Origin of the sequence: Scleromatobacter humisilvae (assembly GCF_023231945.1) — a bacterium.
GTDB lineage: Bacteria > Pseudomonadota > Gammaproteobacteria > Burkholderiales > Burkholderiaceae_C > Scleromatobacter > Scleromatobacter humisilvae.
This window is the reverse complement of record NZ_JAJLJH010000010.1, coordinates 75295-101786: the sequence shown is the minus strand read 5'-3', so window position 1 is coordinate 101786 and position 26492 is coordinate 75295. Positions and strand designations below refer to the sequence as shown.

The 26492-nt window shown below is 71.1% G+C and carries 31 protein-coding genes; 22 read left to right on the top strand and 9 right to left on the bottom strand.

The window, feature by feature from the left end; all coding sequences use genetic code 11:
• Positions 1-4 precede the first annotated feature (4 nt).
• The 9 genes from hemE (at position 5) to LPC04_RS23950 (ending at position 9423) form a co-directional block, all read left to right on the top strand.
• Positions 5-1072 (top strand): uroporphyrinogen decarboxylase, encoded by a 1068-nt coding sequence (gene hemE / locus LPC04_RS23990; RefSeq protein WP_275684836.1) that lies wholly within the window; start codon positions 5-7, stop codon positions 1070-1072.
• A gap of 423 nt (positions 1073-1495) precedes the next feature.
• Positions 1496-3544 carry a primosomal protein N' gene (locus LPC04_RS23985; protein ID WP_420854765.1) on the top strand — a complete coding sequence of 683 codons (2049 nt, stop codon included), beginning with the start codon at positions 1496-1498 and terminating at the stop codon, positions 3542-3544.
• A gap of 81 nt (positions 3545-3625) precedes the next feature.
• Positions 3626-3856, top strand: a complete 231-nt coding sequence (locus LPC04_RS23980; protein WP_275684834.1) for a DUF1161 domain-containing protein — start codon at positions 3626-3628, stop codon at positions 3854-3856.
• 44 nt (positions 3857-3900) lie between these two features.
• Entirely contained in the window at positions 3901-4227 is a 327-nt protein-coding gene (locus tag LPC04_RS23975; RefSeq protein ID WP_275684945.1) for a YbjQ family protein, read from the top strand.
• Positions 4224-4697 (top strand): GNAT family N-acetyltransferase, encoded by a 474-nt coding sequence (locus tag LPC04_RS23970; RefSeq protein WP_275684833.1) that lies wholly within the window; start codon positions 4224-4226, stop codon positions 4695-4697. Before LPC04_RS23975 ends, LPC04_RS23970 begins: the two co-directional genes overlap by 4 nt.
• Positions 4697-5482, top strand: coding sequence for a transporter (locus LPC04_RS23965; protein WP_275684832.1), 786 nt, complete (start codon positions 4697-4699; stop codon positions 5480-5482). Before LPC04_RS23970 ends, LPC04_RS23965 begins: the two co-directional genes overlap by 1 nt.
• 129 nt (positions 5483-5611) lie before the next feature.
• Positions 5612-6298, top strand: coding sequence for a response regulator transcription factor (locus LPC04_RS23960; protein WP_275684831.1), 687 nt, complete (start codon positions 5612-5614; stop codon positions 6296-6298).
• Positions 6299-6408: 110 nt separating this feature from the next.
• On the top strand, positions 6409-7731 hold the full coding sequence (locus LPC04_RS23955; protein WP_275684830.1) for an ATP-binding protein: 1323 nt from the start codon (positions 6409-6411) through the stop codon (positions 7729-7731).
• A 126-nt stretch (positions 7732-7857) separates the two neighbouring features.
• Entirely contained in the window at positions 7858-9423 is a 1566-nt protein-coding gene (locus tag LPC04_RS23950; RefSeq protein WP_275684829.1) for a Do family serine endopeptidase, read from the top strand.
• A gap of 135 nt (positions 9424-9558) precedes the next feature.
• Here the strand turns inward: LPC04_RS23950 and LPC04_RS23945 are convergent, their stop codons facing one another.
• Both LPC04_RS23945 and LPC04_RS23940 read right to left on the bottom strand, forming a co-directional pair.
• A complete protein-coding gene (locus LPC04_RS23945; RefSeq protein WP_275684828.1) occupies positions 9559-9756 on the bottom strand; it encodes a signal peptidase in 198 nt (65 codons plus the stop codon).
• A gap of 237 nt (positions 9757-9993) precedes the next feature.
• The gene (locus tag LPC04_RS23940; protein ID WP_275684827.1) at positions 9994-10317 is read right to left on the bottom strand and encodes a hypothetical protein; all 324 of its coding nucleotides are present in this window, start codon (positions 10315-10317) and stop codon (positions 9994-9996) included.
• Positions 10318-10530: 213 nt separating this feature from the next.
• Between LPC04_RS23940 and LPC04_RS23935 the strand changes: the two genes are divergently transcribed.
• The 3 genes from LPC04_RS23935 (at position 10531) to LPC04_RS23925 (ending at position 13873) form a co-directional block, all read left to right on the top strand.
• Positions 10531-12621: an ATP-dependent helicase gene (locus LPC04_RS23935; RefSeq protein ID WP_275684826.1), complete on the top strand. Its 2091-nt coding sequence runs from the start codon at positions 10531-10533 to the stop codon at positions 12619-12621.
• A gap of 176 nt (positions 12622-12797) precedes the next feature.
• Positions 12798-13493 (top strand): lysoplasmalogenase, encoded by a 696-nt coding sequence (locus LPC04_RS23930; RefSeq protein WP_275684825.1) that lies wholly within the window; start codon positions 12798-12800, stop codon positions 13491-13493.
• Entirely contained in the window at positions 13490-13873 is a 384-nt protein-coding gene (locus LPC04_RS23925; RefSeq protein WP_275684824.1) for a hypothetical protein, read from the top strand. Before LPC04_RS23930 ends, LPC04_RS23925 begins: the two co-directional genes overlap by 4 nt.
• A gap of 14 nt (positions 13874-13887) precedes the next feature.
• Here the strand turns inward: LPC04_RS23925 and LPC04_RS23920 are convergent, their stop codons facing one another.
• Genes LPC04_RS23920 through LPC04_RS23905 form a run of 4 tightly spaced genes read right to left on the bottom strand, consistent with a single transcriptional unit; the run spans position 13888 to position 17582 of the window.
• Positions 13888-14343, bottom strand: a complete 456-nt coding sequence (locus tag LPC04_RS23920; protein ID WP_275684823.1) for a DUF3592 domain-containing protein — start codon at positions 14341-14343, stop codon at positions 13888-13890.
• 4 nt (positions 14344-14347) lie between these two features.
• A complete protein-coding gene (locus LPC04_RS23915; RefSeq protein ID WP_275684822.1) occupies positions 14348-15196 on the bottom strand; it encodes a LytR/AlgR family response regulator transcription factor in 849 nt (282 codons plus the stop codon).
• Entirely contained in the window at positions 15193-15741 is a 549-nt protein-coding gene (locus tag LPC04_RS23910) for a hypothetical protein (protein WP_275684821.1), read from the bottom strand. Before LPC04_RS23910 ends, LPC04_RS23915 begins: the two co-directional genes overlap by 4 nt.
• Positions 15738-17582 carry a sensor histidine kinase gene (locus LPC04_RS23905; protein ID WP_275684820.1) on the bottom strand — a complete coding sequence of 615 codons (1845 nt, stop codon included), beginning with the start codon at positions 17580-17582 and terminating at the stop codon, positions 15738-15740. Before LPC04_RS23905 ends, LPC04_RS23910 begins: the two co-directional genes overlap by 4 nt.
• Positions 17583-17781: 199 nt before the next feature.
• On the opposite strand from LPC04_RS23905, the gene LPC04_RS23900 reads away from it, so the two are divergent.
• From LPC04_RS23900 to LPC04_RS23880, 5 genes are all read left to right on the top strand, one after another.
• Positions 17782-18288: a GNAT family N-acetyltransferase gene (locus LPC04_RS23900; protein WP_275684819.1), complete on the top strand. Its 507-nt coding sequence runs from the start codon at positions 17782-17784 to the stop codon at positions 18286-18288.
• A complete protein-coding gene (locus LPC04_RS23895; protein ID WP_275684818.1) occupies positions 18285-18701 on the top strand; it encodes a DUF3574 domain-containing protein in 417 nt (138 codons plus the stop codon). The genes LPC04_RS23900 and LPC04_RS23895 overlap by 4 nt, the downstream gene beginning before the upstream one ends.
• A 7-nt stretch (positions 18702-18708) precedes the next feature.
• Positions 18709-18972, top strand: a complete 264-nt coding sequence (locus LPC04_RS23890; protein ID WP_275684817.1) for a hypothetical protein — start codon at positions 18709-18711, stop codon at positions 18970-18972.
• Between the two features lie 93 nt (positions 18973-19065).
• Positions 19066-19290: a hypothetical protein gene (locus tag LPC04_RS23885; protein ID WP_275684816.1), complete on the top strand. Its 225-nt coding sequence runs from the start codon at positions 19066-19068 to the stop codon at positions 19288-19290.
• 7 nt (positions 19291-19297) lie between these two features.
• The gene (locus LPC04_RS23880) at positions 19298-19765 is read left to right on the top strand and encodes a YiiD C-terminal domain-containing protein (protein WP_275684815.1); all 468 of its coding nucleotides are present in this window, start codon (positions 19298-19300) and stop codon (positions 19763-19765) included.
• Between the two features lie 49 nt (positions 19766-19814).
• Here LPC04_RS23880 and LPC04_RS23875 read toward each other — a convergent pair whose 3' ends face one another.
• The gene (locus LPC04_RS23875; protein WP_275684814.1) at positions 19815-21302 is read right to left on the bottom strand and encodes a M20/M25/M40 family metallo-hydrolase; all 1488 of its coding nucleotides are present in this window, start codon (positions 21300-21302) and stop codon (positions 19815-19817) included.
• Between the two features lie 175 nt (positions 21303-21477).
• Entirely contained in the window at positions 21478-22068 is a 591-nt protein-coding gene (locus LPC04_RS23870; RefSeq protein ID WP_275684813.1) for a helix-turn-helix domain-containing protein, read from the bottom strand.
• Between the two features lie 117 nt (positions 22069-22185).
• Here LPC04_RS23870 and LPC04_RS23865 point away from each other — a divergent pair, with 117 nt between their 5' ends.
• Positions 22186-22608 (top strand): VOC family protein, encoded by a 423-nt coding sequence (locus LPC04_RS23865; RefSeq protein ID WP_275684812.1) that lies wholly within the window; start codon positions 22186-22188, stop codon positions 22606-22608.
• On the opposite strand, the gene LPC04_RS23860 is transcribed toward LPC04_RS23865, so the two are convergent.
• Positions 22599-23453, bottom strand: coding sequence for an alpha/beta hydrolase (locus LPC04_RS23860; protein ID WP_275684811.1), 855 nt, complete (start codon positions 23451-23453; stop codon positions 22599-22601). The genes LPC04_RS23865 and LPC04_RS23860 overlap by 10 nt on opposite strands.
• Positions 23454-23546: 93 nt before the next feature.
• On the opposite strand from LPC04_RS23860, the gene LPC04_RS23855 reads away from it, so the two are divergent.
• From LPC04_RS23855 to LPC04_RS23840, 4 genes are read left to right on the top strand one after another with little or no spacing between them, the layout of a single operon-like run.
• The gene (locus LPC04_RS23855; RefSeq protein ID WP_275684810.1) at positions 23547-24107 is read left to right on the top strand and encodes a GNAT family N-acetyltransferase; all 561 of its coding nucleotides are present in this window, start codon (positions 23547-23549) and stop codon (positions 24105-24107) included.
• A gap of 41 nt (positions 24108-24148) precedes the next feature.
• Positions 24149-24886 carry a hypothetical protein gene (locus LPC04_RS23850; RefSeq protein ID WP_275684809.1) on the top strand — a complete coding sequence of 246 codons (738 nt, stop codon included), beginning with the start codon at positions 24149-24151 and terminating at the stop codon, positions 24884-24886.
• A gap of 16 nt (positions 24887-24902) precedes the next feature.
• Positions 24903-25745: an enoyl-CoA hydratase-related protein gene (locus LPC04_RS23845; protein WP_275684808.1), complete on the top strand. Its 843-nt coding sequence runs from the start codon at positions 24903-24905 to the stop codon at positions 25743-25745.
• 19 nt (positions 25746-25764) lie between these two features.
• Complete coding sequence (locus LPC04_RS23840; RefSeq protein ID WP_275684944.1) at positions 25765-26490, top strand: AAA family ATPase; 726 nt, start codon at positions 25765-25767, stop codon at positions 26488-26490.
• The last annotated feature ends 2 nt before the right edge of the window (positions 26491-26492 follow it).

Genomic DNA, 26492 nt, shown 5'->3' with positions numbered 1-26492 from the left:
CCGCATGTGGCCTCCCCTGCGAAACGACACCTTCCTGCGCGCCTGCCTGCGCCAGCCGACCGACTACACGCCGATCTGGCTGATGCGCCAGGCCGGCCGCTACCTGCCCGAGTACAAGGCCACGCGCGCGCGCGCCGGCAGCTTCATGGGCCTGGCCACCAACGTCGACTACGCGACCGAGGTGACGCTGCAGCCGCTGGAGCGCTTCCCGCTGGATGCCGCGATCCTGTTCTCGGACATCCTCACCGTGCCCGACGCGATGGGCCTGGGCCTGTCGTTCGCCGAGGGCGAGGGCCCGCGCTTCGCGACCAACGTGCGCGACGAGGCCGCCGTCGACCGGCTCGCGGTGCCGGACATGGCCAAGCTGCGCTACGTCTTCGACGCGGTCACGTCGATCCGCAAGGCGCTGGACGGCCGCGTGCCGCTGATCGGCTTCTCGGGCAGCCCGTGGACGCTCGCCTGCTACATGGTCGAAGGCGCCGGCTCCGACGACTACCGTGCCGTCAAGACGCTGATGTACGCGCGGCCCGACCTGATGCACCGCATCCTCGCGATCAACGCCGATGCCGTCGCCGCCTACCTGAACGCGCAGATCGACGCCGGCGCGCAGGCCGTGATGGTGTTCGACAGCTGGGGCGGCGTGCTGGCCGACGCCGCCTTCCGCACGTTCTCGCTGGCCTACACGCAGCGCGTGCTGGCCGGCCTGCAGCGCGAGAAGGACGGCCAGCGCATCCCCGCGATCGTCTTCACCAAGGGCGGCGGCCAGTGGCTGGAGGCCGTCGCCGACATCGGCCCGGACGTCGTCGGCCTCGACTGGACGACCGACCTGGGCGCCGCGCGCCGGCGCGTGGGCGACCGCGTCGCGCTGCAGGGCAACCTCGATCCGATGGCCCTGTTCGCGCCGCCCGAGGCCGTGCAGGCCGAGGCCCGCGCCGCGCTGGACAGTTTCGGCAAGGGCCCTGGCCACATCTTCAACCTCGGCCACGGCATCAGCCAGTTCACGCCGCCCGAACATGTCGCGGCGCTTGTCGAGGCCGTCCATGGGTATTCGCGCCGACTACAGGTTTTGTAGGAGACCACTTACAACCGGGAAACGCAGCGATGATGCGTTTTGTCCGGTAAGTGAGCACTCAGGTGTTGACTTATCCCCAATATTCAGCGCCCGATAAGCATTGCCCCCGGGGGTACCCGGCATCCGCCGGAGCGCTCGCAGAGTGGTGCCAAGTCATTGATTCATCTGATTTTTTCGACGATGCATCAAATTTGAGCGATCAAGGGCCGGGCACGATGAATCAAGCATTTGGCGACGCTTCTGCCAGCTTTCCCACAAAGTTATCCACAGAAACTGTGGGCGACTTCAAAAACGCTTACGGATCATGAGCTTACGGCTCGCAGCTCACAAATTTGACAACTTCGTGACTCAAGTCGACATCGACGTGGGGCGGCTGGATTGACGCGCGTCGCCGTCGCGATCGATGCGCCGCAATACGCGGCCATGAGCTCGCTGCTCACGTATGCAAGTGAGCAGCCGCTCGTGCCCGGGACGTTGGCGCGCGTTCCGTTGGGTCGGCGCGAGGTCACCGGGCTGGTGTGGGACGCGGACTTCGCCGCCCTCGATGCGGCGGCCTCCGAGCCGGTGCCGGAGGGCGAGGAGCGCGCGCCGCTGGTGCTTCGACCGGTGATCGAGGCCCTGGACGCGCTGCCGCCGCTGCCGGCCGACTGGCGGGCGCTGGTGGAATTCACCGCGCGCTATTACCAGCGCAGCCTGGGCGAGGTCGCGCTGGCCGTCCTGCCGCCCGAATTGCGCAAGCTCGACAACACGGGACTGGCCAAGCGGATCAAGAAGAAGCGCGACCACCTGATCCCCGAGGCGGCCGGCGAACCGGCGCAGCGGCCGTCGCTGACGCCGGAACAGGCCGCCGCGATGGACACGCTCGCCGCCTGGGCCGCCGCGCCGGCGCCGCCGCCGACGCTGCTGTTCGGCGTCACCGGCAGCGGCAAGACCGAGGTCTACCTGCGGCTGGCCGAACAGGCGCTCGCGGCCGGCAAGCAGGCGCTGGTGCTGGTGCCCGAGATCAACCTGACCCCGCAGCTCGAACAGCGTTTCGCGGCGCGCTTCCCGGGCCGGCGCCTGGTCTCGCTGCACAGCGCGCTGACGCCGGCGCAGCGGCTGCAGCACTGGCTGTCGGCGCATCTCGGCGAGGCCGACCTCGTGCTCGGCACGCGGCTGGCGGTGTTCGCGTCGCTGCCGCGGCTGGGGCTGATCGTCGTCGACGAGGAGCACGACCCGTCGTACAAGCAGCAGGACGGCGCGCGCTACTCGGCGCGCGACCTGGCGGTCTACCGCGGCCACCTGGCGCGCGTGCCGGTGCTGCTCGGCTCGGCGACGCCGTCGCTGGAGACCTGGTCGCACGCGCAGACCGGCCGCTACAAGCAGGTGACGCTGACCGAGCGCGTCGGCCGCGGCGCGCTGCCGGCGGTGCGCCTGCTGGACATGGCCACCGTGCCGCGCCCCGCGCCACGCTCGCCACCGCAGGCGCTTGCGCCGCAGCTGGTCGACGCCATCCAGAAGCGCGTCGCGCGCGGCGAGCAGACGCTGCTGTTCCTGAACCGCCGCGGCTTCGCGCCAGTGCTGCACTGCCCGGCGTGCACGTGGAAGAGCGGCTGCCCGCATTGCAGCTCGTTCCGCGTGTTCCACAAGGGCGAGCGCATCCTGCGTTGCCATCACTGCGGCACGCAGGAGCCGGTGCCGCGCGCCTGTCCCGACTGCGGCAACCTCGACATCGAGCCGATGGGCCGGGGCACCGAGCGGCTGGAGGAGCAGGTCGCCGAGCTGCTGCCCGGCGCGCGCGTGCTGCGCATCGACGCGGACACGACGCGCGCCAAGGGCACGCTGGAGTCGCAGCTCGCGTCGGTGCACGCCGGGGACGTCGACGTGCTGGTGGGCACGCAGATGGTGACCAAGGGCCACGACTTCCGCCGCGTCACGCTGGTGGCGGCGGTCAATCCGGACAGCGCGCTGTTCGCCGCCGATTTCCGCGCGCCCGAGCGGCTGTTCGCGCTGCTGATGCAGGCGGGCGGGCGCGCGGGACGCGACGCGGACATCGCGCGCGGCAGCGAGATGTGGGTGCAGACCTACAACCCCGGCCACGCGCTGTTCGAGGCGCTGAAGAAGCACGACTTCGCCGCCTTCGCGACGACGCAGCTGGCCGAGCGCGAATCCGCCGGCCTGCCGCCGTACTCGCACTTGGCGCTGCTGCGCGCCGAGGCGAAGACCGAGGACGTCGCCGAGGCCTTCCTGCGCGCGGCGCGCGACCTGGCGAAGTCGTACCCCGAGTCCGCCGACGTCATGTTCTACGCGCCGGTGCCGCCGTCGGTGGCCAAGGTGGCGGGCTTCGAGCGGCGCCAGATGCTGATCGAGTGCGCGTCGAGGGCGACGCTGCAGCGCCTGCTGGCCCTGTTCACGCCGGAGCTGCCGGCGCTGAAGAACGCACACCGCGGGATCGTGCGCTGGGCGATCGACGTCGATCCGCTGGGGATCTGAAATCCCCTGAATTGGCGCGCTGCGCGCCCGGCTTGCCGCGCTAAAGTCGCAGCTGTCCTTCACAACGACGGGAGCTCTCGCATGAAGACCACCACGGCCCTGATCGCCGCCGCGCTCGCGCTTGCCGGCTCGTCCACCTTCGCCGCCGGCAAGCCGTGCGAGGAGCTGAAGACCGAGATCGCCGCCAAGCTCGATGCCAAGAAGATCGCCGGCTACACGCTGGACATCGTCGACGCCGACAAGGCCGGCGACGCGAAGGTCGTGGGCACCTGCGAAGGCGGCGCCAAGAAGATCACCTACGCGAAGAAGTGAGCGTGGCCACGGGCAGCCTGCGCCACGGCGCCTTCCAGAACTCGATGGTGACGACGGCATTCGATCTGCCGGGCCATCGCATCGTGCGCAACCTCGGCGTGGTGCGCGGCATCACGGTGCGCTCGCGCTCGATCGTGGGCAACTTCCTGGGCGGCCTGCAAACGATCTTCGGCGGCAACATCACGATCTACACGCAGCTGTGCGAACAGGCGCGCGGCATGACCTACGACCAGATGTGCGAGCACGCGCGCAGCCTGGGCGCCAACGCCATCGTCGGCATGCGCTACGACGCCACCGAGGTGATGGCGGGCCTGACCGAGGTGCTCTGCTACGGCACGGCCGTCGTGGTCGAGCCCTCGCACAGCGCATGACGATCCGCTTCGTCCCGTTCGGCGAGGCCGACTTTCAGGCCTGGCTCATCGAGGCGATCCCGTCGTTCGCGCTGACCAACGTCGAGGACGGACGCTGGACGCTGGCCGAGTCCATCGAGAAGTCGAAGGACGCGCACGCCGCGCTGCTGCCCGAGGGCGTGCTGACGCCGGGCCAGTTCTTCGTGCACCTGCACGACGTCGAGAGCGACCGGCGCGTGGGCATGCTGTGGTGGGCCGAGGCGGACAAGGCGGGCCTGCGCGAGGCCTGGGTCTACAACATCACGATCGACGACGCGGCGCGCCGGCGCGGGCACGCGCGCGCGGCCTTCGTCGAGCTCGAGCGCGTCGCGCGCGAGGGCGGCGTCCATCACCTGGGCCTGCACGTGTTCGGCCACAACCACGGCGCGCGCCGGCTCTACGAGTCGCTCGGCTTCGAACCCACCAGTCTCACGCTGCGAAAGATCCTCTGATGAAGACTTCATTGCTGATCGCGTCGACGCTGCTGGCCTGCGCCGTGTCGGCCCATGCCGACGACACGCCGGCGCCGGATGACGGCGGCCCGGCCGTCGTGCCCTATCGGCCCAGCGTCTCGACGCCGGCGCAGCTGTCCGCGCCCGGCTATCTCGAGCTCGAGGCCGGCGGCCTGCGCGCCGCCGGGCCGGCGCGCGGCATGTCGCGCACGTCGCTGCCGTACGCGCTCAAGCTGGCGTTCACGCCGGACTGGGGCATCCGCGTCGGCGGCGACGCGTGGGTGCGCCAGGCCGAGCCGGGCGACGCGCAAAGCGGTGGCGGCGATACCTCGGTCGTCCTGAAGCGCCGCTTCGCGGTCAGCGACGCCACGGCCTGGGGCCTCGAACTCGGCGAGACCTTCGCCACCGCCAAGTCGGCGATCGGCATCGGCCACGACGCCACCACCGTCAACGCCATCTTCAGCAGCGACTTCGCGCCGTCCTGGCACACCGACATCAACCTGAACGAGACGCACGTTGGCGGCCAGAGCCCCGCCAGCGCCTGGCAGGCCGGCTGGGCCGCGGCGTTCTCGCGCACGCTGACCGATGCCTGGGGCGTGTCCGGCGAGTTCTCCGGCACGCACCAGTCCGGCGTGGGCAACACCGCGCAGTTCCTCGCGGCCGCCAGCTGGAACCAGTCGCCGGCGGCGGTGTTCGACTTCGGCGCCGCGCACGGCCTGAACGACGCGTCGCCGCGCTGGCAGGTCTTTGCGGGCGTCACCGTGCGGCTGGGCAAGCTGTTCTGATTTGGTATGGTGTGAATTCCAGCCGGCCGCAGGCCCGACCAGGCTCTCGGGAAGCGAGGGTCACCACCCGAGCCGAACCGAGCTCCCCCTCGGGGGGCAGCGACCGGTAGGGAGCGTGGGGGCACCATTTTGAGACTGCTGCTGGTTGAAGACGATCGGATGATTGGCGAGAGCCTGCGCGCCGCGCTCAAGCTCGAGGGCCATGCCGTCGACTGGGTCACCGACGCCCAGGCCGCGGCCACGACCACCGCCACCGAACGCTTCGACCTGGTGCTGCTGGATCTGGGCCTGCCCAAGGGCAACGGGCTGGACGTGCTGCGCGGCATCCGCGCCCGCGACGACTCGACGCCGGTGATCGTGCTGACCGCGCGCGACGGCCTGGGCGACCGGGTCGCCGGGCTGGATGCCGGCGCCGACGACTACCTCAGCAAGCCCTTCGAGCTCGACGAGCTCCTGGCCCGCATGCGCGCCGTGCTGCGTCGACACAGCGGCCGCGCCACGACGCGCCTGACGCACGAGGAACTGTCCTTCGACCCGGCCACGCGCGAGGTGACGCTGCGCGGCGAGCCGGTGATGCTGTCGGCGCGCGAGCTGGCCGTGCTCGAGGCCCTGCTGCAGCGGCCCGGCGCGATCCTGTCGCGCGCGCAGCTCGAGGACCGCCTGTACGGCTGGGGCGAGGAAGTGGAGAGCAACGCCGTCAGCGTCTACGTGCACCAGCTGCGCAAGAAGCTCGGGCCCGAGCTGATCCGCACGATGCGCGGCGTCGGTTACTACCTGGGCAAGCGCGAGGCGGGCGACGGCGGGGCCGCTGCATGAGCGAAGCCCCGCGGGACGAGCGACGGGCCGCCCCTGGCCGGCCCGCGGTGCCCTTGGGGGACGGAGCGGCGTTCCCGGCGCGGGAGGGGCCGTCATCTTTCACGCTGCGCGTGCGGCTGCTGCTGTCGTTGCTCGCGGTGCTGGTGATCGCCGCGCTGGCGATGGGCGGCTCGGTCTACTGGAATGTGCTGCGCCAGACCGAGAGCCTGTTCGACTACCAGCTGCGCCAGATGGCGCTGTCGCTGCGCGACCAGGGCGAGATCGCGCCCGAGGACGCGCGCGCGCTGACCGACGGCCAGCTCGATTACGTCATCCAGATATGGCGCGAGGACGGCCACGAGGTCTACGCCACGCAGCTGCAGACCGAGCCGCCGGCGCGCGCCGTGCTGGGTTTCGCCGACATCCCGGCCGGCGGCATCGTCTGGCGCACCTTCGGCGTCGAGACGCGCGATCGCGTGATCCAGGTGGCGCAGCCGCAGAACGTGCGCCACGCGCGCGCCGCGCAGGCCGCGCTGCGCAGCGTGGTGCCGCTGCTGGCCGTGGCGCCGGCGCTGGCGCTGGTGATCGGCTGGCTGGTGTCGCGCTCGCTCGCGCCGCTGCAGCGCCTGGCCGTCGAGGTGCGATCGCGCGACAGCGGCTCGCTGCAGGCCTTGCCGGAGGAAGACCTGCCCGACGAGGTGCTGCCGCTGGTGCAGTCCCTCAACGCGCTGCTGGCTCGCCTCGGCGCGGCGCTGGCGGCGCAGCGCCACTTCGTGGGCGACGCGGCGCATGAGCTGCGCTCGCCGCTGACCGCGTTGAAGCTGCAGGTGCAGGTGATGCGGCGCGCGCCCGACGAGGGCACGCGCGACGAGGCCGCGCGCGCGCTGACCGCCGGCGTCGACCGCGCGACGCGCCTCGTCGAACAGCTGCTCGCGCTGGCTCGCAGCGAGGCCGGGCCGCCGCGCGATGCCACCGCCACGCCGCTCGCCGAGCTGGTGCGCCAGGCCATGGCCGACGTCGCGCCGTTCGCCGATGCGCGCGGCACGACCCTGGAGCTGGACGTCGCCGACGGCGCGGAGGGTGTGTCGGTGCCGGGCGACGGCGACGTCGCCGTGCTGGCGCGCAACCTGATCGACAACGCCGTGCGCTACAGCCCGCCGGGCGGTCGCGTGTCGGTCTGGGTCGGCACCGACGCGACGCACGCGACGGCGCCGGTGCTGCAGGTCGACGACGACGGCCCCGGCATCCCGCAGGCCGATCGCGAGATGGTGTTCGACCGCTTCGTGCGGCGCGACAACGCCGCCGACCAGACCGGCTCCGGCCTGGGCCTGGCGATCGTGCGCCAGGTCGCGCTGCGCCAGGGCGCCGAGGTGGCCTTGTCGGACTCGCCCGCGGGCGGCCTGCGCGTGCGCGTCGCCTGGCCCGCGCGCGAGAAGCGGGCCGACGCGTCCTAATGTTCGCCTCATGTTGAGCTAACGGTGTCTTCATCGTCGGCGCGCACATTGCATGACATGCGCCGCGAAGCAACGTTTCCTGCGCGGCGCGATATCAACGCTTGAGCCGACAAGGAGTCGAACCACATGAACAAGACCAACCTGAAGCCGCTCGCCTGGGGCCTGCTCGGTGCGGGCGTGGCGGTGATGGGTACCGCCGGCGCGCTGGACCTGCCGTCCTGGCTGCATCATTCCGGCACGGCCACCGCCACGGCGCCCGGCGCCGGCGGCACGAGCGCGGCGATCGCCGCCGCGGCCACCGGCCAGCAGGTCGCGCCGACGCCGGTCACGCCGCCGCTGCCCGCGCTGCCGCCCGGCACCGCGCCGAACTACCGCGCGATCGTGCAGGAGTTCGGGCCCTCGGTGGTGCACGTCGCCGTCGCGGGCACGCACAAGCAGACCCCCGAGGAAGTGCAGGAGCAAGGCGGCATCAGCCCCGACGATCCGCTGTTCCGCTTCTTCCGCGGCATGCCCGGCGCGCCGCAGTTCCAGCAGCGCGGCGGCCAGCCGGCCGAGCAGCCGTTCAAGGGTCTCGGCTCGGGTTTCATCATCGGCTCCGACGGCCTGATCCTGACCAACGCGCACGTCGTCAAGGAAGCCAAGGACGTCGTCGTCAAGCTGCAGGATCGCCGCGAATACGTCGCCAAGGTGCTGGGCGTCGACGCCGCCACCGACATCGCCGTCCTCAAGATCGACGCGAAGAACCTGCCCGTCGTGCGCTTCGGCCAGCCGTCCAAGCTGATGGTGGGCGACTACGTGCTGGCCATCGGCGCGCCCTACGGCCTCGACCAGACCGCCACCTCCGGCATCATCAGCGCCAAGGGTCGTTCGCTGCCCAGCGAGAGCGGCGAGAACTTCGTGCCCTTCCTGCAGACCGACGCGGCCGTCAACCCCGGCAACTCGGGCGGCCCGCTGTTCGACGCCGCGGGCAACGTCATCGGCATCAACTCGCAGATCTACAGCCGCACCGGCGGCTTCCAGGGCGTGAGCTTCGCGATCCCGATCGACGTGGCGCTGGCCATCAAGGACCAGATCGTCGCCACCGGCCACGCCACGCACGCGCGCCTGGGCGTGACGATCCAGCCGCTGACGCAGGACCTGGCCGAGAGCTTCGGCCTCGAGCGCCCGGACGGCGCCCTCGTGTCCACCGTGGCGCCCAACAGCGGCGCCGCCAAGGCCGGCCTGCGCTCCGGCGACGTCATCACCAAGGTCAACGGCGAGCCGATCCTGGAATCGGGCCAGCTGTCCTCGCGCGTGGGGCTGGCGCGTCCGGGCGAGAAGGTCACGCTGGAGGTCTGGCGCGACAAGAAGCTCGAAACCATCGTCGCGACGCTGGGCGCGAGCACCGACAAGCTCGACGTCGCCTCGAGCGGCACCGATGCCACCAGCGGCGAGAAGCTGGGCCTGGCGCTGCGTCCGCTCAACCGCGACGAGAAGGGCGAGGTCGGCGCCAGCGGCCTGGTGGTCGAGAGCGCCGACGGCGCCGCCGCCAAGGCCGGCGTGGAGCAGGGCGACGTCGTGCTGGCCGTCAATGGCAAGCCGGTGGCCTCGGTCGACGAGGTCAAGGCGATCCTGGCGGCCAAGCCCAAGCGCGTGGCGCTGCTGATCTGGCGCGACGGCGCGCGCATCTTCTTCCCGGTCAATCTCGGCTGACGCGGCCCTCGCGGCCGGTCGACGAAAGGGCGCTCGCGACGAGCGCCCTTTTTTTTTCGCCTGTGCGCAGGCAAAAAAAAACCGACTCGGTCGACCGGGTCGGTTTTCTTCGTTGCGGCTCGCGCCGCAGCCAGCTTAGGCGGCCGAAGCGGCCTTGGCCTTCTTGGCAGCCTTCTTGGCGGCGCGCTTGGCCTTCTTCTTGGCGACGGCCGAGGCGGCGACGTCCGGCGAAGCCGTGGCGGTCTGGCCGGCCGGGGCCGGGGCGCCGGAGCCTTGGGCGAAAGCGGTGGCGCCGATGGCGAGCGACAGGACGGCGATCAGGATCTTCTTCATGACAGGGACTTTCTGCAGGTGGATTTGGGTGGGGAACGTCGAATTAACGAAGCTCGCGCACGAACGGTTTACGTGCATCCATCTTTTTCTTGCAAGCAGCGAAGAAAACGCGGAACGCCCGCCCCGAAGCGGTGCGAGGCGCGATTTTCGAGGCGGGAACCGGGTCGCGCCATGCCGACCCGTGCAGGCTGCCTACGTCGGCCGCGAAGCCTGAAGCCGAGCTTGCGCGACGCGGCTTCAGCGACGCAGGCGCTCGCGGTCGGCGTGCCAGGCGTCCATGTCGGTCTGCAGCGTGGCCTGGGCGTCGCGGATGGCTTGGTCGTCGTGCGCCGCGCGCGCCAGCTTCAGCCGCGTCTTGTCGGCCTTGACGCGTTCGCGGTCGGCGTGCAGCACCGCGTGGTTGGAGCGACGCATGTCCGGCGCCATCGTGGTCGACGGTGGCGTCGCGGCAACCGCGGGCGGCTGGGCGAGCTGGTCGGCGGCCGCCGTGGCGGCAGCGGTCGCGGCGGCCGTCGCGGCGAGCGCGACGGTCAGGGCCAGGGCAATGAGCGGGGTCTTCATGATGAGTGCCTCTCCGGTGAGCGGATCGGGCGATTTCTCCGCCGTTTGTCGCCGGCGTGTTCGTCCGTGCGCCGAACAGGCAATTGACGGGCCTCTATCACACCGCGGGTGCCCGACCGGGCCTTTCCCGCGGCCGCGTTTGGCTATCATCGGACTGCCTCCGGCGAGCGGATTCCCGCGCTTTCTTCGCTGTTCCAGGTTCCCGTCCCGCCCATGGCCGCCATTCCCGATTCCCGTTCCGCGCACGCGACCGTCGCCGCCTCCGGCCTCAACAACGCCCAGATGGAGGCGGTGCACCACCTCGACAGCCCATGCCTGGTGCTCGCCGGCGCCGGCTCGGGCAAGACGCGCGTCATCACCTACAAGATCGTGCGCCTGCTGCAGCACGGCCTGGCGCCGAAGAACATCGCGGCCATCACGTTCACGAACAAGGCGTCGCAGGAGATGCGCGAGCGCGCGAAGCAGCTCGTCGGCGCGAAGGCGGCCAAGGATCTCGCCATCAGCACCTTCCACTCGCTGGGCGTGCGCATGCTGCGCGAGGACGGCACCCGTCTCGGCCTGAAGGAGCAGTTCTCCATCCTCGACTCCGACGACGTGCTGGGCGTGATGAAGGAGGCCGGCGGCGCCACCGACAACAAGCTCGCGCGCCAGTGGCAGTGGACGATCAGCCTGTGGAAGAACATGGGCGTCACGAGCGCGACCGCGATGTCGGTGGCCAAGGACGCCGACGAGCAGGTCGCCGCCAAGGTCATGAAGCTCTACGAGGAGCGCCTGATGGCCTACGGCGCGGTCGACTTCGACGACCTGATCGGCTTCCCGCTCAAGCTGCTGCAGCGCGACGAGGAAGCGCGCGCGAAGTGGCAGAAGCTGTTCCAGCACGTGCTCGTCGACGAGTACCAGGACACCAACGCCGTCCAGTACGAACTGCTCAAGCAGCTGGTGGGCGACCCCGGGCGGGCGCGCTTCACGGCCGTGGGCGACGACGACCAGTCGATCTACGGCTGGCGCGGCGCGACCATCGACAACCTGAAGCGCCTGCCGGCCGAGTACCCGACGCTGAAGGTGATCCCGCTGGAGCAGAACTACCGCTCGACCAGCGCGATCCTGCGCGCGGCCAACGAGGTCATCGCGCTGAACCCGAAGATCTTCCAGAAGAAGCTGTGGAGCGACCTCGGCGACGGCGAGCCGGTGCAGATCGTGCAGTGCGACGGCGAGGAGCACGAGGCCGAGCGCGCCGTCGCGCGCATCCAGGCGCTGCGCGGCAACGACGCGCGCATCAAGTTCTCGGACTTCGCGATCCTGTACCGCGCCAACCACCAGTCGCGCGTGTTCGAGCAGAAGCTGCGCGCCGCTCAGATACCCTACAAGGTGTCGGGCGGCCAGAGCTTCTTCGACCGCGCCGAGATCAAGGACCTGTGCGCCTGGCTGCGCCTGATCGTCAACGAGGACGACGACCCCGCCTTCCTGCGCGCCGTCACGACGCCCAAGCGCGGCATCGGCCACACCACGCTCGGCGCGCTGAGCGACTTCGCCGGCAAGTGGAAGGTCAGCATGTTCGAGGCGCTGTTCGCCGAGTCGCTGGGCGTCGCGCTGAAGTCCAAGGCCATCGACGGCCTGCACGAGTTCGGACGCTACGTGAACGACTTCCAGCACAAGGCGAAGACGACGATCGGCGCCGAGGCCGCCAAGCCGATGCTGCTCGAGTGGCTCAAGGAGATCGGCTACGAGCAGCATCTCTACGACAACGAGGACTCCGAGAAGGCCGCGCAATCGCGCTGGGGCAACGTGCTCGACTTCATCGACTGGGTGGCCAAGCGCTGCGGCGGCGAGATCACCGAGGACGGCGGGACCTTCGAGAGCGAGAAAAAGAGCGTGCTCGAGATCGCGCAGTCCATCAGCGTCATCCTGAGCCTGGCCGAGCGCGGCGAGGAGCAGGATGTCGTGACGCTGTCGACGCTGCACGCGTCCAAGGGCCTCGAGTGGCCGCACGTGGTGCTGGCGGGCATCAACGAAGGCCTGCTGCCGTTCCGCTCGGACACCGAGGAGTCGTCCGGCGACCACATCGAGGAAGAGCGACGGCTGATGTACGTGGGCATCACGCGCGCGCGCACCACGCTCGCGGTGAGCACGCTGAAGCGCCGCAAGAAGGGCCGCGACACCATCATGGGGGTGCCCAGCCGCTTCATCGCGGAGATGAAGCTGCACGAGGCGAAGTCGCAGGAGGATCCGCGCGAGCGCTTGCGCAAGCTGCGCGAGTCGATCGCGGCGAAGACGGCCAGCGCGCCGCCGACGGCAGCGAGTTGACGCGGTCGCGCCGCGCGTGTCGCGCGCGCCCCACGCGCGCTTCGGCAGTTCTCGCGTGCGTGTGACCGGTTGTGTGCAGTTGTGCGCGCGCCGCCTGGGGAGGCTTCCCCAATATCGGGGTGTCGCCGGGCAATCCCTGAGCGGCTTGTCTAGACGAGGCAGGGACACTCGCGCCCATGTTTGCTGATTCCTCGAACGCCGGCCCACGGCGTCTGCTTCCCTTCATCGGCGCGGTCGCCGCGTTGCTGGCCATCGCGTCGGCGCCCTGGGCCCTCGATCGCCCCTGGCTCAACGTCGCGTTCAAGCCGCTCGCCACGCTGTGCGTGATCGCGTGGGCCGCTCTGGGCCGCACGGACGACGGCCTCGTCAAGCGCTGGATTGTCATCGGCCTCGTGTTCTCGCTCGCCGGCGACGTCGCGCTGCTGTGGCCGGTGCAGGGTTTCCTCGTCGGCCTCGTCGCGTTCCTGCTGGGCCACGTCTCCTACCTCGTCGCGCTGACCCGGCGCGTCAGGTTCCTCGCGAGCCCGCCGGCGTTCGGCGTATGGGCGATCGTCGCGGCCAGCGTGCTGGCCAGCCTGTGGGCTGGCGTGCCGCCCGAGCTGCGCCTGCCGGTGCTGGTCTACGTCTGCGCGCTGGCCGCGATGGCGGCGCAGGCGACCTCGGTGTGGCTCGCGCGCCGCGGCCGGCCCGATGCCGCGCGCTGGCGCATCGTCGCGATCGGCGGCGCGCTGTTCGTGCTGTCCGACGCGATCCTGGCGACCGACAAGTTCGTCGGCGGCATCACCATGCCCACGCTCTGGAACCTCTCCATCTACTGGCTCGGGCAATGGTTCATCGCCTGCGCGGCCGTCCGCCTGAAGGAGGCCGCATGAGCTTCTCGAACAACAACGAAGGCCGCGCGACGCTGGTGCGCAGCTATCGCAACCTGACCGTGCGCGAGATCCGCGCGCGCCTCGAAGGCCCGCTCGGCGACGCCGAACGCGTCACCGCCCAGGCCGAGCTGCTGCGCCGCGGCGCGGACGACGACGATGGCCCCGACACCACCTTCGTCACCGGCTTCGCGCCGACCAGCGCGTCCGACATCGGCGCCGTCGAGAGCGAGCCGCCGCCCGAAGTGCTGGCGGAGGCGAGCGGCGTCGCCGCCGAAGTCACGCAGCCGGCGCGTCGCGCCTGGCCGCTCGTCGTCGTGCTGGTGCTGGGCGCCGCGGGTGCGCTGGCCTGGGCGATGCACGCCAAGCTGATCCGGCTGTAGGCGGGCGCGCCCGGTCAGCCGCGGCGTCGCGCCAGGGCGGACAGGCTCACGGCGGCGGCTGCGATAACCAGCGCGATGCCGAGCAGGATCATGCCGAGGTCATTGCCCAGCGGCCTGTCCTCGTGCAGGGCCGCGCTGCCGGGACGTGTCGGGTCGATCCAGACGTCCATCGTCTCGCCCGCGCGCAGGTCGCCGACCTGCCGCGGTCCGGGCCACAGTCGCACCCGGTCCTGGGCCGCGTAGCTCGCCTCGTAGGAGCGGCCTTCGAAGACGTATTGCCAGTGCAGCGTGCACAGGCGGAGCGCCGTCGGACCGCTGCCTGTCTGTTCGATCGCGTTGTCGACGATCGTCGCCCGCACCGGCACGCTGTGGAACGGCCGGCCCATCGCCCAGGCCGGAAGCTCGGCGAAGGCCAGCAGGCGGAGGCCGGCCAGCGCGAGCAGGGCTGCGACGATCAGACGCCGCGCCATGCGCTCACATGCCCTTGAACAGGTGCGTGTAGGAGCGGCTGACTTCCAGCTTCTCGTTGCTGCCCTTGATGCTGACGATCTGGCGCCCGCGCAGGTCGCGCGTCACGCCCGCGATGCAATGCGTGTTGACCAGTGTCGAGCGGTGGATCTGCCAGAACAGGTCGGGGTCGACCTCGTCGACGAGCTCCTTGATCGGCTTGCGGATCAGCGCCTCGATGGTCGCGGTCTGCACGCGCGTGTACTTCTCGTCGGAGATGAAGAACAGCACGTCCTCGATCGGGATCATCTGGATCGCCTGGCCCACCGTCGCCTGGATCCACTTGAGCGCCGGCGGGGTGCCCGACGGGTTCAACTTGGCGGCCAGCTTGTGCAGCAGCTGCTGCAGGTGCGGCGCGGGCGGTTCGTCGTCGGTGCCGCGCAGCGCCAGGCGCTGCTTGATGCGCGAGACGGTGACGCCCAGGCGCTCGCGCTCCGCGGGCTTGAGCACGTAATCGGCCACGCCCTGCTCGAAGGCCTCGATCGCGTACTGGTCGTAGGCAGTGATGAACACGATCTCGGGCAGCGACCACTCGTCGTCGGCATCGTCGCCGTCGGGGGCGGGCAGCTGCGCGATGCGGCGCGCGGCGTCGACGCCCGACAGCCCCGGCATGCGGATGTCGAGGAAGACGACGTCGGGGTGGTGCTCGGCCACCAGGTCGACGGCCTCGAGGCCGTTCTTGGCCTCGCCGACGATCTGCAGCTCGGGCCAGACCTCCGCGAGGCGGGCCTTCAGCTGGTCGCGCATCAGCCGCTCGTCGTCGGCGATCACGCCGCGCACCGGAGCCGCGGCTTCAGGAGAGTTCGAATTGCTCATGCAACCATCGTAGCCGACGCCGCGTAGCGATGCGAGTCGCGCCGGCGCAGGATCAGCCAGACGAGCAGCCCGACCAGCCAGAACGGCGAGGTCGCCACCGCGAGCGCGAGGGCCAGCACGATCAGCGGCACGCCGACGCCGCAGACGATCGCGATCGCCACCGAGCCGACCACCAGCAGGATCAGCAGCGGGATCAGCAGCAGCAACAGCAGCGCGACGAAGCCCAGGCCCACGGCCAGCAGCGCGCGGCCGCCGTCGGACAGCCCGTTGATCGTGATGCCCCCGCTCGAGTCGTCGTCGATGACGATGCGCAGCGGCGCGAAATCCGAGTGCTGGAAGCCGAGGAACACGCACAGCGCGACCGCGAAGAACGCGACCACGCTGAGGCCCAGCCACCAGCGGAACACGGTGGCCCAGCGGCTCGGGCGCGGGCGGTAGGGCACCGGCGCCGCCGTCGCGGCGGCGGGCTGGGCGCCGGTGGCGGCGGGCGCGACCGTCGCGGGACGATCGTCGGGCTCGGGGACGGGGTCGAATGAGGAAGTCATGCCTTGGCTCCTTCGTCACTGGCGGGTTCGGTGTGGGCGGTGTAGGGCACCGTGATCGTCACGATCGTCCCACCCACCGGGTTGTTGGCGATCGTCAGCGCGGCCTTGTTGCCGTACAGCAGCGACAGGCGCTCGCGGATGTTGGCCAGGCCGACGCCCGTGCCGGCGGTCTTGCCCTCGGCCGCGCCGGCGAAGCCCAGGCCCGTGTCGGACACCGTCACGCACAGCTTGCCGTGGCGGATCTCGGCCTTGACCGCGAGGTGGCCGCCCTCGGCCTTGGGCTCGAGGCCGTGCTTGATCGAGTTCTCGACCAGCGTCTGCACCATCATCGGCGGGAACTCGGCCGACAGCAGGCCGTCGGGCACGTCGATCTCCGTCGTCAGGCGTTCTTCCATGCGCACCTTGAGGATCTCGAGGTACGGCCGCACCACGGCCAGCTCGAGGTCGAGCGGGCGCAGGCCGCTGTCGGTGGCCGTGCGCATCGAGGGCATGCTCGCGCGCAGCAGCGAGATGAGGTTGCGCTGCATCTGGCTGGCGCGCTTGGGGTCGAACTCGATCAGGTGGTCGATCGACGCCAGCGTGTTGAACAGGAAGTGCGGCTCGACCTGCGCCTGCATCATCGCCATGCGCGCCTCGAGCACCTGGCGGCGCAGCGACTCGGCCTCGGCGGTCTCGGTGGCCTCGGCGGCCTTCACCTCGGCCTGGATGCGGCCCTTGTAGGTGATCTTGATCAGCATCGAGCCCAGGATCCACCACACCGCCAGCATCGGCAGGTTGCCGTAGTGCACGGTGTGCTCGCGGGTGTGGCGGCCTTCGGAGTCGGTGCCGTTGTCGTCCTCGTTGTCGTCGGAGTCGCTGTCGTGCTTCCTGGCCTTGGCTTCCTCGAGCGCGGCCTTGGCGTTGTCGGCGGCTTCCTGGTCGGCCGCGCGCCTGGCCTCCTCGGCGTCCTTGAGCTGGTCGAGGATGGACGACTTGGCTTCCTCGATCGCGTCGCGCACCTCGTCGGAGGTCGCGTGGGCCGGGACGTTGATGTGGATGTGCTGGCCGCCGACGACCATGTCCACCGCGGTCTCGGACGCGGCCGCCGCGGACGCGGACGCCGAAGCCGACGACGACGAGGCGGACGACGCGGCCTGGGCCATGGCGGTGCCGCCGAGCGCCTGGGCGCGCGCCTGCTCGGCGGCGGCCTTGGCGGCGAGCGCCTTCGCGAGCTCGGCGTCGCGCTTGGCCACCGCCTCGTAGCGGGCGGCCTCGGCGCGATCCTTGGCCGCGACCCCGGCTGCCTTCGCCGCCGACGCGCCGGCGAGCGCGGCCTGGGCCTGCGAGGCGGCGGTGGCCGCCGCCGCGGCCGCGGCGGTGTCGTCGTCGTTGGTGATGTGGATGCCGTCGCCGGTGAACGTGATGTTCACGCCCTTGTTCTTGATCGTGTGATCCTTGGTGTTGACGATGATGCCGGGCAGCTGGATGTCCACGGTCTTCGAGGACTTGCCGGCCGCGGACTCCGCGGGCTCGGGCTTCTCGGCCTTCGCAGGTTGTTCCGGCTTCTGGAGCGGTTGCAGCGGCGCCACCGATGCCGGCATGGCCGGGGGCATCGGCATCGCGTGCCTGGCCTTGCGATGGTTCACCGTGTCGACGATGGTCTCGTAGTAGGTCATGCTGAACGGCGGCAGCTTCTGGAGCAGCCCCGTCGCGATGATCAGCAGCAGGGCATACCAGCCGAAGCGCCACCAGCTCAACGAGACCAGCCAGGTCGCGTAGCGATGGAACGCCCGTACTGCCGCGGCGCTGAAGCGGTGCCAGCGTTCCTGCGGCGTCGGCGAGTTGTAGGAGGGGGTGGCCATGTTTTTCGAGTGCCCAACGGATCCTTGTCGATGCTTGCACTCTACGTGGCCGCTGCCGCGCTGTCAGGCCGAAGCGATTGGCGTCGCGTTTCGGGGGACAGGCTGCAGGCGCGGCGGACGGACCGGTCGCCGCCGCCAGGGCCCGTCTGGTCCAGAATGTCGCCGCGGCCGCCCGGCCGTCACGCCAACAGGATCCGCCTTGAACATCGCCCCTGCCGCCGCCAGCGACGACGACGCGTTGCTCGCGCTGCGCAACCACTACATCGCGCACTCGATCGCCACCTTCGACGAGGCGCCTCTGGCGCCGGCCGCCGTGCAGGCGTGGCGGGCCGGCTTCGCCGCGACCGGCCCGCACCGGCTGCTGGTGGCCCGCGACGGTGCGTCGCTGCTGGGCTATTGCAGCAGCCAACCCTACCGCGCGCACCCGGCGTTCGCGCGCACGATCGAGACCAGCATCTACGTCGCCCCCGACGCGGCCGGCCGCGGGGTCGGGTCGGCGCTGTACGAGCGGCTGTTCGCCGGACTGGCCTGCCAGGGCTTGCATCGCGCCGTGGTGGGCATCGCGCTGCCCAACGACGCCTCGATCCGGCTGCATGCGCGCTTCGGCTTCCGGGCGGTGGGCGTGTTCGACGAGTACGCCCACAAGCACGGACGGCCCATCAGCTCGCAGTGGATGCAGCGCGAGATGAGCGGGGCGCCGGCGTGACGCCGCGCCTTGCCGCCGGCCTGTTGCTGCCGGCGATCGTCCTCGCGCTGGCCGGCTGCGCCGTCGCCCCCGCGTCGCGCTGCGCGCCCGGCCAGGCGGCGATGCGCGCGGAGCTGCTTTATTTCGGAACGGCGGGGCCGCGCGGCACGGTGTCGCCCGAGGACTGGCGCGACTTCGTCGACGAGGTCGTCACGCCGCGCTTTCCCGACGGCCTGACCGCCTGGCCGGCGAACGGCCAATGGAAGCCGGCCGGTGGGGCGGCGGTGCGCGAGGCGTCCTGGGTGCTGAGCATCGTCCACCGGCCGGACGCGGCATCCGAGGCGGCGATCGCCGGCATCGCCGAGGCGTACAAGACGCGCTTCCAGCAGGAATCGGTGCTCCGCGTCAGCAGCGACGCCTGCGTCAGCTTCTGAGGCCGGCATGGGCGAAAGAAAGGCCGACATCTGGTGCCCGCGCTGCAAGTGGCGGCCGCGGCCCGAGAGCCGATGGATGTGCACGCCGTCGTGCGGCACCGTCTGGCACACGTTCTGGACGCGCGGCGTCTGCCCGGGCTGTGCCGTGAAGTGGCCGCACACACAGTGCCTCGCGTGCCACGAGTTCTCGCCGCACGAGGCCTGGTACCACTATCGCGATCCGCAGCCGGGCGAGGAGGTGTCCGATCCGGCCTCGCTGGAGGCCGAGTGAGTCCCGCATGTTGCTCGACAGCGCGCGGCGAGCGCCTACACCGCCGGGTCGCGCCGCGCGCTACGCTGGCGTCACCGCGGCTCGACCGCCCTCATGCCCAGGCTCATCATGCGACTCATCGCCATCGTCCTCATCGCTCTCGGCGCGCTGGCGCTGATCTACGGCGGCTTCAGCTACACGCAGGACCACACCGCGGCCAAGATCGGTCCGATCGAGTTGAACGTCAAGGAGACCAAGACCGTGCCGATCCCGCTGTGGGCCGGCATCGCGGGCATCGTCGTCGGCGGCGTGCTGCTCGTGATGGGCGGCAAGCGCTGAGGACGGCTTGCCCGCCGACGCGATGACCGCGAGCGAGCTCGAGACCTACCTGCACGCCCACATCCCGCTGTCCGCGGCGATGCAGGTGGGCGTCCTGGCCGTGGACGCCGACGGCGTGACGCTGCGCGCGCCGCTCGCGCCCAACATCAACCACCGCGACACCGTGTTCGGCGGCAGTGCGTCGGCCGTCGCGATCCTGGCGGCGTGGTCGCTGCTTCACACGCGGCTGCGGGCCGAGGGCGTCGCGGCGCGGCTGGTCATCCAGGGCAACTCGATGGAGTACCTGCAGCCGATCGCGGGCGACTTCACGGCCCGATCGGCGTTGGCCGAGCCCGAGCAGTTCCCGCGCTTCCTGCACACGCTCGCGCGCATGCGGCGCGCGCGGCTGCGCGTGACGGCGCAGCTGGAAACCGACGGCCGGATCGCGGCGCGGTTCGCCGGCGAGTTCGTCGCGCTGGCGATGACTGCGCCGTAGCGCCGGCGGTCGACGGGCGCGCGTTCGATCGATCGCGCGCCGCCGTCGCTCAGGGATGCGCGGCCACCACCTGCGCCACCGCCGCGGTCAGGCGCTTGGCGTACGGCAGGTGCAGGAACTCGTTGGGGCCGTGCGCGTTGCTCTTCGGGCCCAGCACGCCGCAGACCATCATCTGGGCCTTGGGGAAGCCTTGCTGCAGCAGGTTCATCAGCGGGATCGTGCCGCCCTGGCCGATGTAGCCCAGCGGCGCGTTCCACTGCGCCTGGCTGGCGGCGTTGAGCGCGGTCTCCATCCACGAGTCCAGCGACGGCGCGTTCCAGCCGGTGGCGCCGTAGGCCCCCATGCGGCCGTCAGGTTGGAACGTGACCTTCGCGTTGTAGGGCGCGTTGTCCTCCAGCAGCGCCTTCAACCGCGACGCCGCCTCGTTGGCGTCGACCAGCGGCGGCAGGCGCAGGCTCAGCTTGAACGCGCTGAACGGGCGCAGCACGTTGCCGGCGTTGCTGATCTCGGGGAAGCCGTCGACGCCGGTGACCGACAGCGTCGGACGCCAGGTGCGGTTCAACAGGGCCTCGGTCGGGTCGGTGGTGGTGGGCAGCGTCGGGCCGCCGTCGGCGCCGCAGGCCCAGGGCATGCGCTTCCACACCTCGTCGCCGAGGATGGCGGCCGCGGCCTTGACCTGGTCGATGCGGTCCGTGGGGATCTGGCAGTGGAAGGTGTCGGGCAGCAGGCGGCCGGTGCCGGAGTCTTCCAGGCGGTCGAGCACGTGGCGCAGGATGCGGAAGCTCGAGGGCACGAGGCCGCTGGCGTCGCCCGAGTGGATGCCTTCGGTGAGGATCTCCACCTTCAGCGTGCCCGTGACGTTGCCGCGCAGGCTGGTGGTGAGCCACAGCTGGTCGTAGTTGCCGGCGCCCGAATCGAGGCAGACGACGAGCGACACGTCCCCCAGGCGATCCTTGAGCAGGTCGAGATAGACCGGCAGGTCGCCCGAGCCCGATTCCTCGCAGCTCTCGATCAGGCCGACGATGCGCGGGTGCGTGACGCCTTGCGCCTTGAGCGCCTCGATGGCGCTGACCGCCGCGTAGACCGCGTAGCCGTCGTCGGCGCCGCCGCGGCCGTAGAGCTTGTCGTCCTCGACCTTGGGCGTCCAGGGGCCGAGGTCCTTGCGCCAGCCGCTGAACTCGGGCTGCTTGTCGAGGTGGCCGTACATGACGATGGTGGGCGGCGTGCCGAACGACGGCGCCGGCCGCGTGGACGCGACCTCGAAGAAGATCACCGGCGTGCGTCCGGGCTGGCGGATCACCTCCAGCGTCAGGCCCGGGAGCTTGCGGCCTTCGACCCATTGCGCGGCGTCGCGCACCACCTTGTCGAGCAGGCCGTGCTTTTCCCAGTCGGCGTCGAACATCGGGCTCTTGGCCGGGATGGCGACGTAGTCCTTGAGCTGCGGCAGGATGCGCTCGTTCCATGCGGATTCCGAGAAGGCGCTCAGCGCGGCGTTGTCGGGTTGGGCGGGGACGGGCAGGCGTTCGGGGGCGTTCATGGCGGACTCCGTGGAGCGACCGCGGCGGTTGTCAGCGTCACGACTCGCGGGTGGCAAGTCGACCACTGCACGCCGGGTGGCGAGGTTCAGGGTAGACGCACATTTTGCGCCTTTCGCGCCGCCGATGCCCGGCGCGGAACCGCGTCGAAACCGAGGATTTCGCTACCGGCGACGTTCAGCCTTCGTCCGCGAACGGGCGCGCGCCGGCGCCGGCCCAGACGACCAGCGACACGCCACGTGCCGGCGCGTCCGCCCGGTTCAGGTACGAATGCGGCAGGTGGCCGGGAAACGCCAGCGTGTCGCCCGGCTCCAGCACGTGCAGGTCGCCGGCCACCACCAGCGTGACGCGGCCGTCCAGGCAGGTGAAGTACTCGCGCGTCGCGGGCAGGTGCGGCGTGCCGGCCATCACCGCGCCGACGCCCAGCGCCATCAGCTCCATCTGCTCGTTGGGCACGGGCTCGGGCACCAGCGAGCGCACGACGACGTCGCGGCCCTTGTGCTGCGGCGTGAATTCCGCGGCGCGCCACAGCCGGACAGCGGCGCGCGGGGCGGCGAGCAGCTCGTCGAGCGGCGCGGCCAGCGCGTGGGCCACCTTCAGCAGCGACTGCAGCGACGGGTTGCCGGTGCCGGACTCGAGGCTGGTGATCGTCGAGCGCGGCACGCCCGCGGCGGCGGCCAGGTCCTGCTGCGTCAGGCCGCGCGTGTGGCGCAGCGCCGCGACGTTGCGCGCGAGGTGGGACGTGGCGTCGGCGGTGGGCGTGGACATGGCGCGATTGTGGCGTGTCCGTCAAACCAACCATCGGGCGGCGGGGCGCGCACGCGCGTGTCGCGCGCCGGCGCGCGCGCCGAGACTGGGCTCGTCGCCATCAACCGGAGCAACGCCATGAACCCCAGCCGCCTCGAACACCTCAACGTCACGCTGACCGACCTCGACCGCGCCACCCGCGCGCTGCAGGCCATCGTTCCCGAATGGTCGGTGCGCGGAACCGGCACCTGGGACGACGCCGACGGCCACACGCATCCATGGCGCCATGTCGGCGACGACTTCCAGTACCTGTCGCTGTACCAGACGCCCGCCGGCCGCACGCTGCGCGCCGCCGGCGCCTTCAACCACATGGCGCTGGTGGTGGACGATCTCGACGCCGCGCTGGCGCGGCTGCGTGCCATCGGCATCCCGCTCGATCACATCGGCGGCAGCACCGAGCACCGGCGCAGCGCCTACGTCGTCATCGAGCCGGAGCGGCTGCAGATCGAGCTGGTGGCCTACGACAGCGCGGTGCCGTCGGAGCGCAATGTCTACGCGTGAACGGCTTCGGGCACGCGCGCCGCGAGCCAGTCGGTCATGACGGCGAGCACGTCGTCCTGCTCGGGCTCGTTGAAGATCTCGTGGAACAGGCCGGGCCATTCGCGCACGGTGACGACGCCGCGCGGCGCCGCCGCGGCGAAGGCCGCGCTGCCCGCGGGCGAGACGCAGCGGTCGGCGCCGGCCCACATCAGCAGCGTGGGCGTCGTCCAGCGCGGCGCGGCGGCGATCACCGCCGGGCCCTGGCGCGCGACGAACAGGCCCACGCGGCCGGTGATGCGGTCGTGCACCAGCGTGTCCGTCTCGTAGGCCTTGACGACGGCCGGACTGCGCGAGACCCAGTCGACCTTCAGCCCGTTGCTGACGGCCAGGTTGGGCAGCATCGGCGCGACGACGGCGAGCAGCAGCTTCTGCACGGCGTTGGTGCCGGGGTCGAGCGCCGGCGACGACATCACCAGCGCGTCGACCGGGCGCCACCATGCGGCGGGCGTCGGCTGCAGGCCCTCGGCCACGAAGCGGCCGGCGATGAGGCCGCCCAGGCTGTGGCCGATCAGGACGAGCGGGCCGGGGAAGCTTTCGCGCGCGGCGTAGAGCACGCGGCCAAGATCCGCGCACAGCGACTCGTCGGCCGGCATGCCGCCGCGCTGGCCGGGCGAGCGGCCGTGGCCGCGGTGGTCGTAGCCGACGACGTCGAAGCCGAGCCCGTTGAGGCGGCGCGCGACGTGGTCGTAGCGATCGATGTGCTCGCCCAGGCCATGCACCAGCACGGCGACGCCGCGGCTCGCATTGGCCGCGGGCCAGACGCGCAGGTGGAGAGCGAGGCCGTCGTCGGTGATCACGGGATTCATGCGCGGCAGTGTAGGCCGGCCGCCGGCGCGCCGCCATCGGGTGGGACACCAGCCCCGGGTATGCTGCGCGGCCACGACGACCCCGAGACCGCGATGCCCCTGCCCGCTTCCGACGCCATCACCTTCCGCCTCGCCAGCGCCGACGATGCCCTGTGCCTGGGCGTGCTGTCGACGCAGGTCTTCCTCGACACCTACGCGACGCAAGGCATCCGCCCCGCGCTGGCCAACGAGGTGCTGCAGCTGCATTCCGTCGCCGCCTACGAGGCGCTGCTGGCCGATCCCGGCGTGACGATCCTCGTCGCCGAATGCGACGGGCACCTGATCGGCTTCTCGCAGGTGCGCGACGGCGCGGGCGACCCGCAGGTGCCGGCGGCCGCCGCCTCCGAGCTGCGCCGGCTCTACGTGCAGGAGCGCTTCACCGGCCGCGGCGTCGGTCGCGACCTGCTGCGCCAGGCCGAGAAGGCCGCCGCCGCGCGCGGCGCCGAAATGCTGTGGCTGACGGCGTGGGAAGGCAACGCGCGGGCGCTGCTGTTCTATCCGCGCTGCGGCTACGAGCACCTGGGCGTCACCGTCTACACCATCGAGGGCGAGGACTACCCGAACCGCCTGTTCGGCAAGCGCGTGCGCCACGTCGCCGCGGCGGCGGCAGAATAGCCCGCGGCGCCGCAAGAAGGCGCCGATCAGGGAGACGACGAATGCAACGACGATGGCTGGTCGGCGCGCTGCCGGCTCTGTTCGCGGCGACGCGCGTCCTCGCGCAGGACGCGGCGTCCGCGGCCGCGCCGGGCCGCCGCTACGTGGCGATGTCCCTCGTCAGCGACAAGCTGTCGATGGTCGAGAAGACCGGCGGCGTCAGCGACCCGACGCAGAACCATCCGCGGACGACCGAGGTGCCGCTGGCCGGCGCGCCTTACGAGACGGCGGCGCTGCGGGCGATGGCGTCCGGGCTGGCCGCGGCCGATCCGGCGGCGCGCACGTCCTTCCTCGCCGGCTCGGCGCCCGAGTTCTACGCCGACCAGGACGACTGGTTCGACGGCGACGCCGTCAGGCTGCCCGAGAAGCTGCGCCAGGCGGTGGGCGGCGAGTCCGCGGATCGCCTGTTGCTGCTGACGAAGTGGCGCGGCGACGCGGTCATCTCGGACGGCAAGACCAGCGTGGGCTCCGGCAAGATCGCCGGCCTGGGCTTCTACCGCTATGCGCGCCGCGAGGGCCTCAGCCGCGACGACACGGACGTGCACGTCTACGTCGCGCCGTTCGTCTACACGCGGCTGTCGCTGGTCGACCTGGCCACCTCCAGGCTCGTGCGCTCGCAGGTCGTGCACGACGCCCGGCCCTATCCGGCGACGATCACGACGGCGCAGCAGTTCGACGCGCTGCTGCAGATGATCGACGCCAGCACGGCCGCCGCGGTGGCGCGCGCGCTCGGCGCCTGAGTGCGATCATCGGGCCATGAACGATTTCTTCCGCATCGACTCCGACCCGGCCAGCGGCATCGCCGAACTGGTGTTGAACCGCCCCGAGCGCATGAACACGATGGCGCCGGCGTTCTTCCCGGCGCTGCGCGACGCGGTGCAGGCGCTCGACGACGCCGGCGCCACGCGCGTGCTGATCCTGCGCGGCGAGGGCAAGCACTTCAGCGCCGGCATGGCGCTCGACACCTTCGCCCCCGACGGCGCGATGCAGGCCATGCTCGACACCGGCAGCGCGCGCAGGCGGCTCGCGTTCCAGACCCAGCTGCGCCGCCTCATGGCCTCGTTCGATGCGCTCGACGCCGCGCGCTTCCCCATCGTCTGCGCGGTGCAGGGCGCGTGCGTCGGCGGGGCGCTCGATCTCGCCGCGGCCTGCGACTTCCGCCTCTGCACGGCCGACGCGTTCTTCACCGTGCAGGAGATCCACATCGGCATGGCGGCCGACCTCGGCGTGCTGCAGCGGTTGCAGCGCCTGCTGCCGCAGGGCCTCGCGCGCGAGCTCGCGTACACGGGCGACCGCCTGGGCGCGGAGCGCGCGCTCGCCACCGGCTTCGTCAACGCGGTGCTGGCCGACGCCGACGCGCTCGTCGCGCACGCCCGCAGGCTGGCAGCGTCCATCGCGGCCAAGTCGCCGCTGGCCATTGCCGCGAGCAAGGTGGCGCTGAACCACGCACGCGACCATTCGACCGCCGACGCACTGCAGCAGATGACGCTTCTTCAAAGCGCCGTGTTCGACGTCGACGAGATGGCGCGCGCGATCGCCGCCTGGCAGGCCAGGCAGCCGGCCGCGTTCGATTCGCTGGGCGCGATCGCCAAGCCCTGACACTCGCCGCGCGATGGGCATCGTCCAGACCCAGTTCGTCGGCCGCGTCACGCTGCTGCGCGAGCGAGTCGGGAGCTTCGACGCCTATCCGTTCTGCCTGCCGGTGGTGCGTGCGCTGGAGTCTTTCGACCTGCATCCCAAGGTCACCTTCCTCGTCGGCGAGAACGGCTCGGGCAAGTCGACGCTGCTGGAGGCGATGGCGATCGCCCTCGAATTCAATCCGGAGGGCGGCTCGCGCAACTTCAACTTCGCCACGCGCGCGTCGCATTCCGAGCTGCACGACTACCTGCGCATCGCCAAGGGCTACCGGCGCCATCGCGACGGCTTCTTCCTGCGCGCGGAGAGCTGGTTCAACGTCGCGACGGAGGTCGACAACCTGGGCGTCTCCGGGTCGTACGGCGGCCGCTCGCTGCACGAGCAGTCGCACGGCGAGTCCTTCATGGCGCTGCTGAAGAACCGCTTCGGGCCGGACGGCCTGTACCTGCTGGACGAACCCGAGGCCGCGCTCTCGCCCGCGCGCCAGATCGAGGCGCTCTCGCGCCTGCACGAGCTGGTGCTGCAGGATTCGCAGTTCATCATCGCGACGCATTCGCCGATCCTGATGTCGTACCCCGACGCCCTGATCCTTCACTGCGGGCCGACCGGCCTGCAGGCGATCCGCTACGAGGACACCGAGCACTTCCGCATCACGCGCGACTTCCTGCTGCATCGCGACAAGATGCTGGACATCCTGATGGACCGCTGATC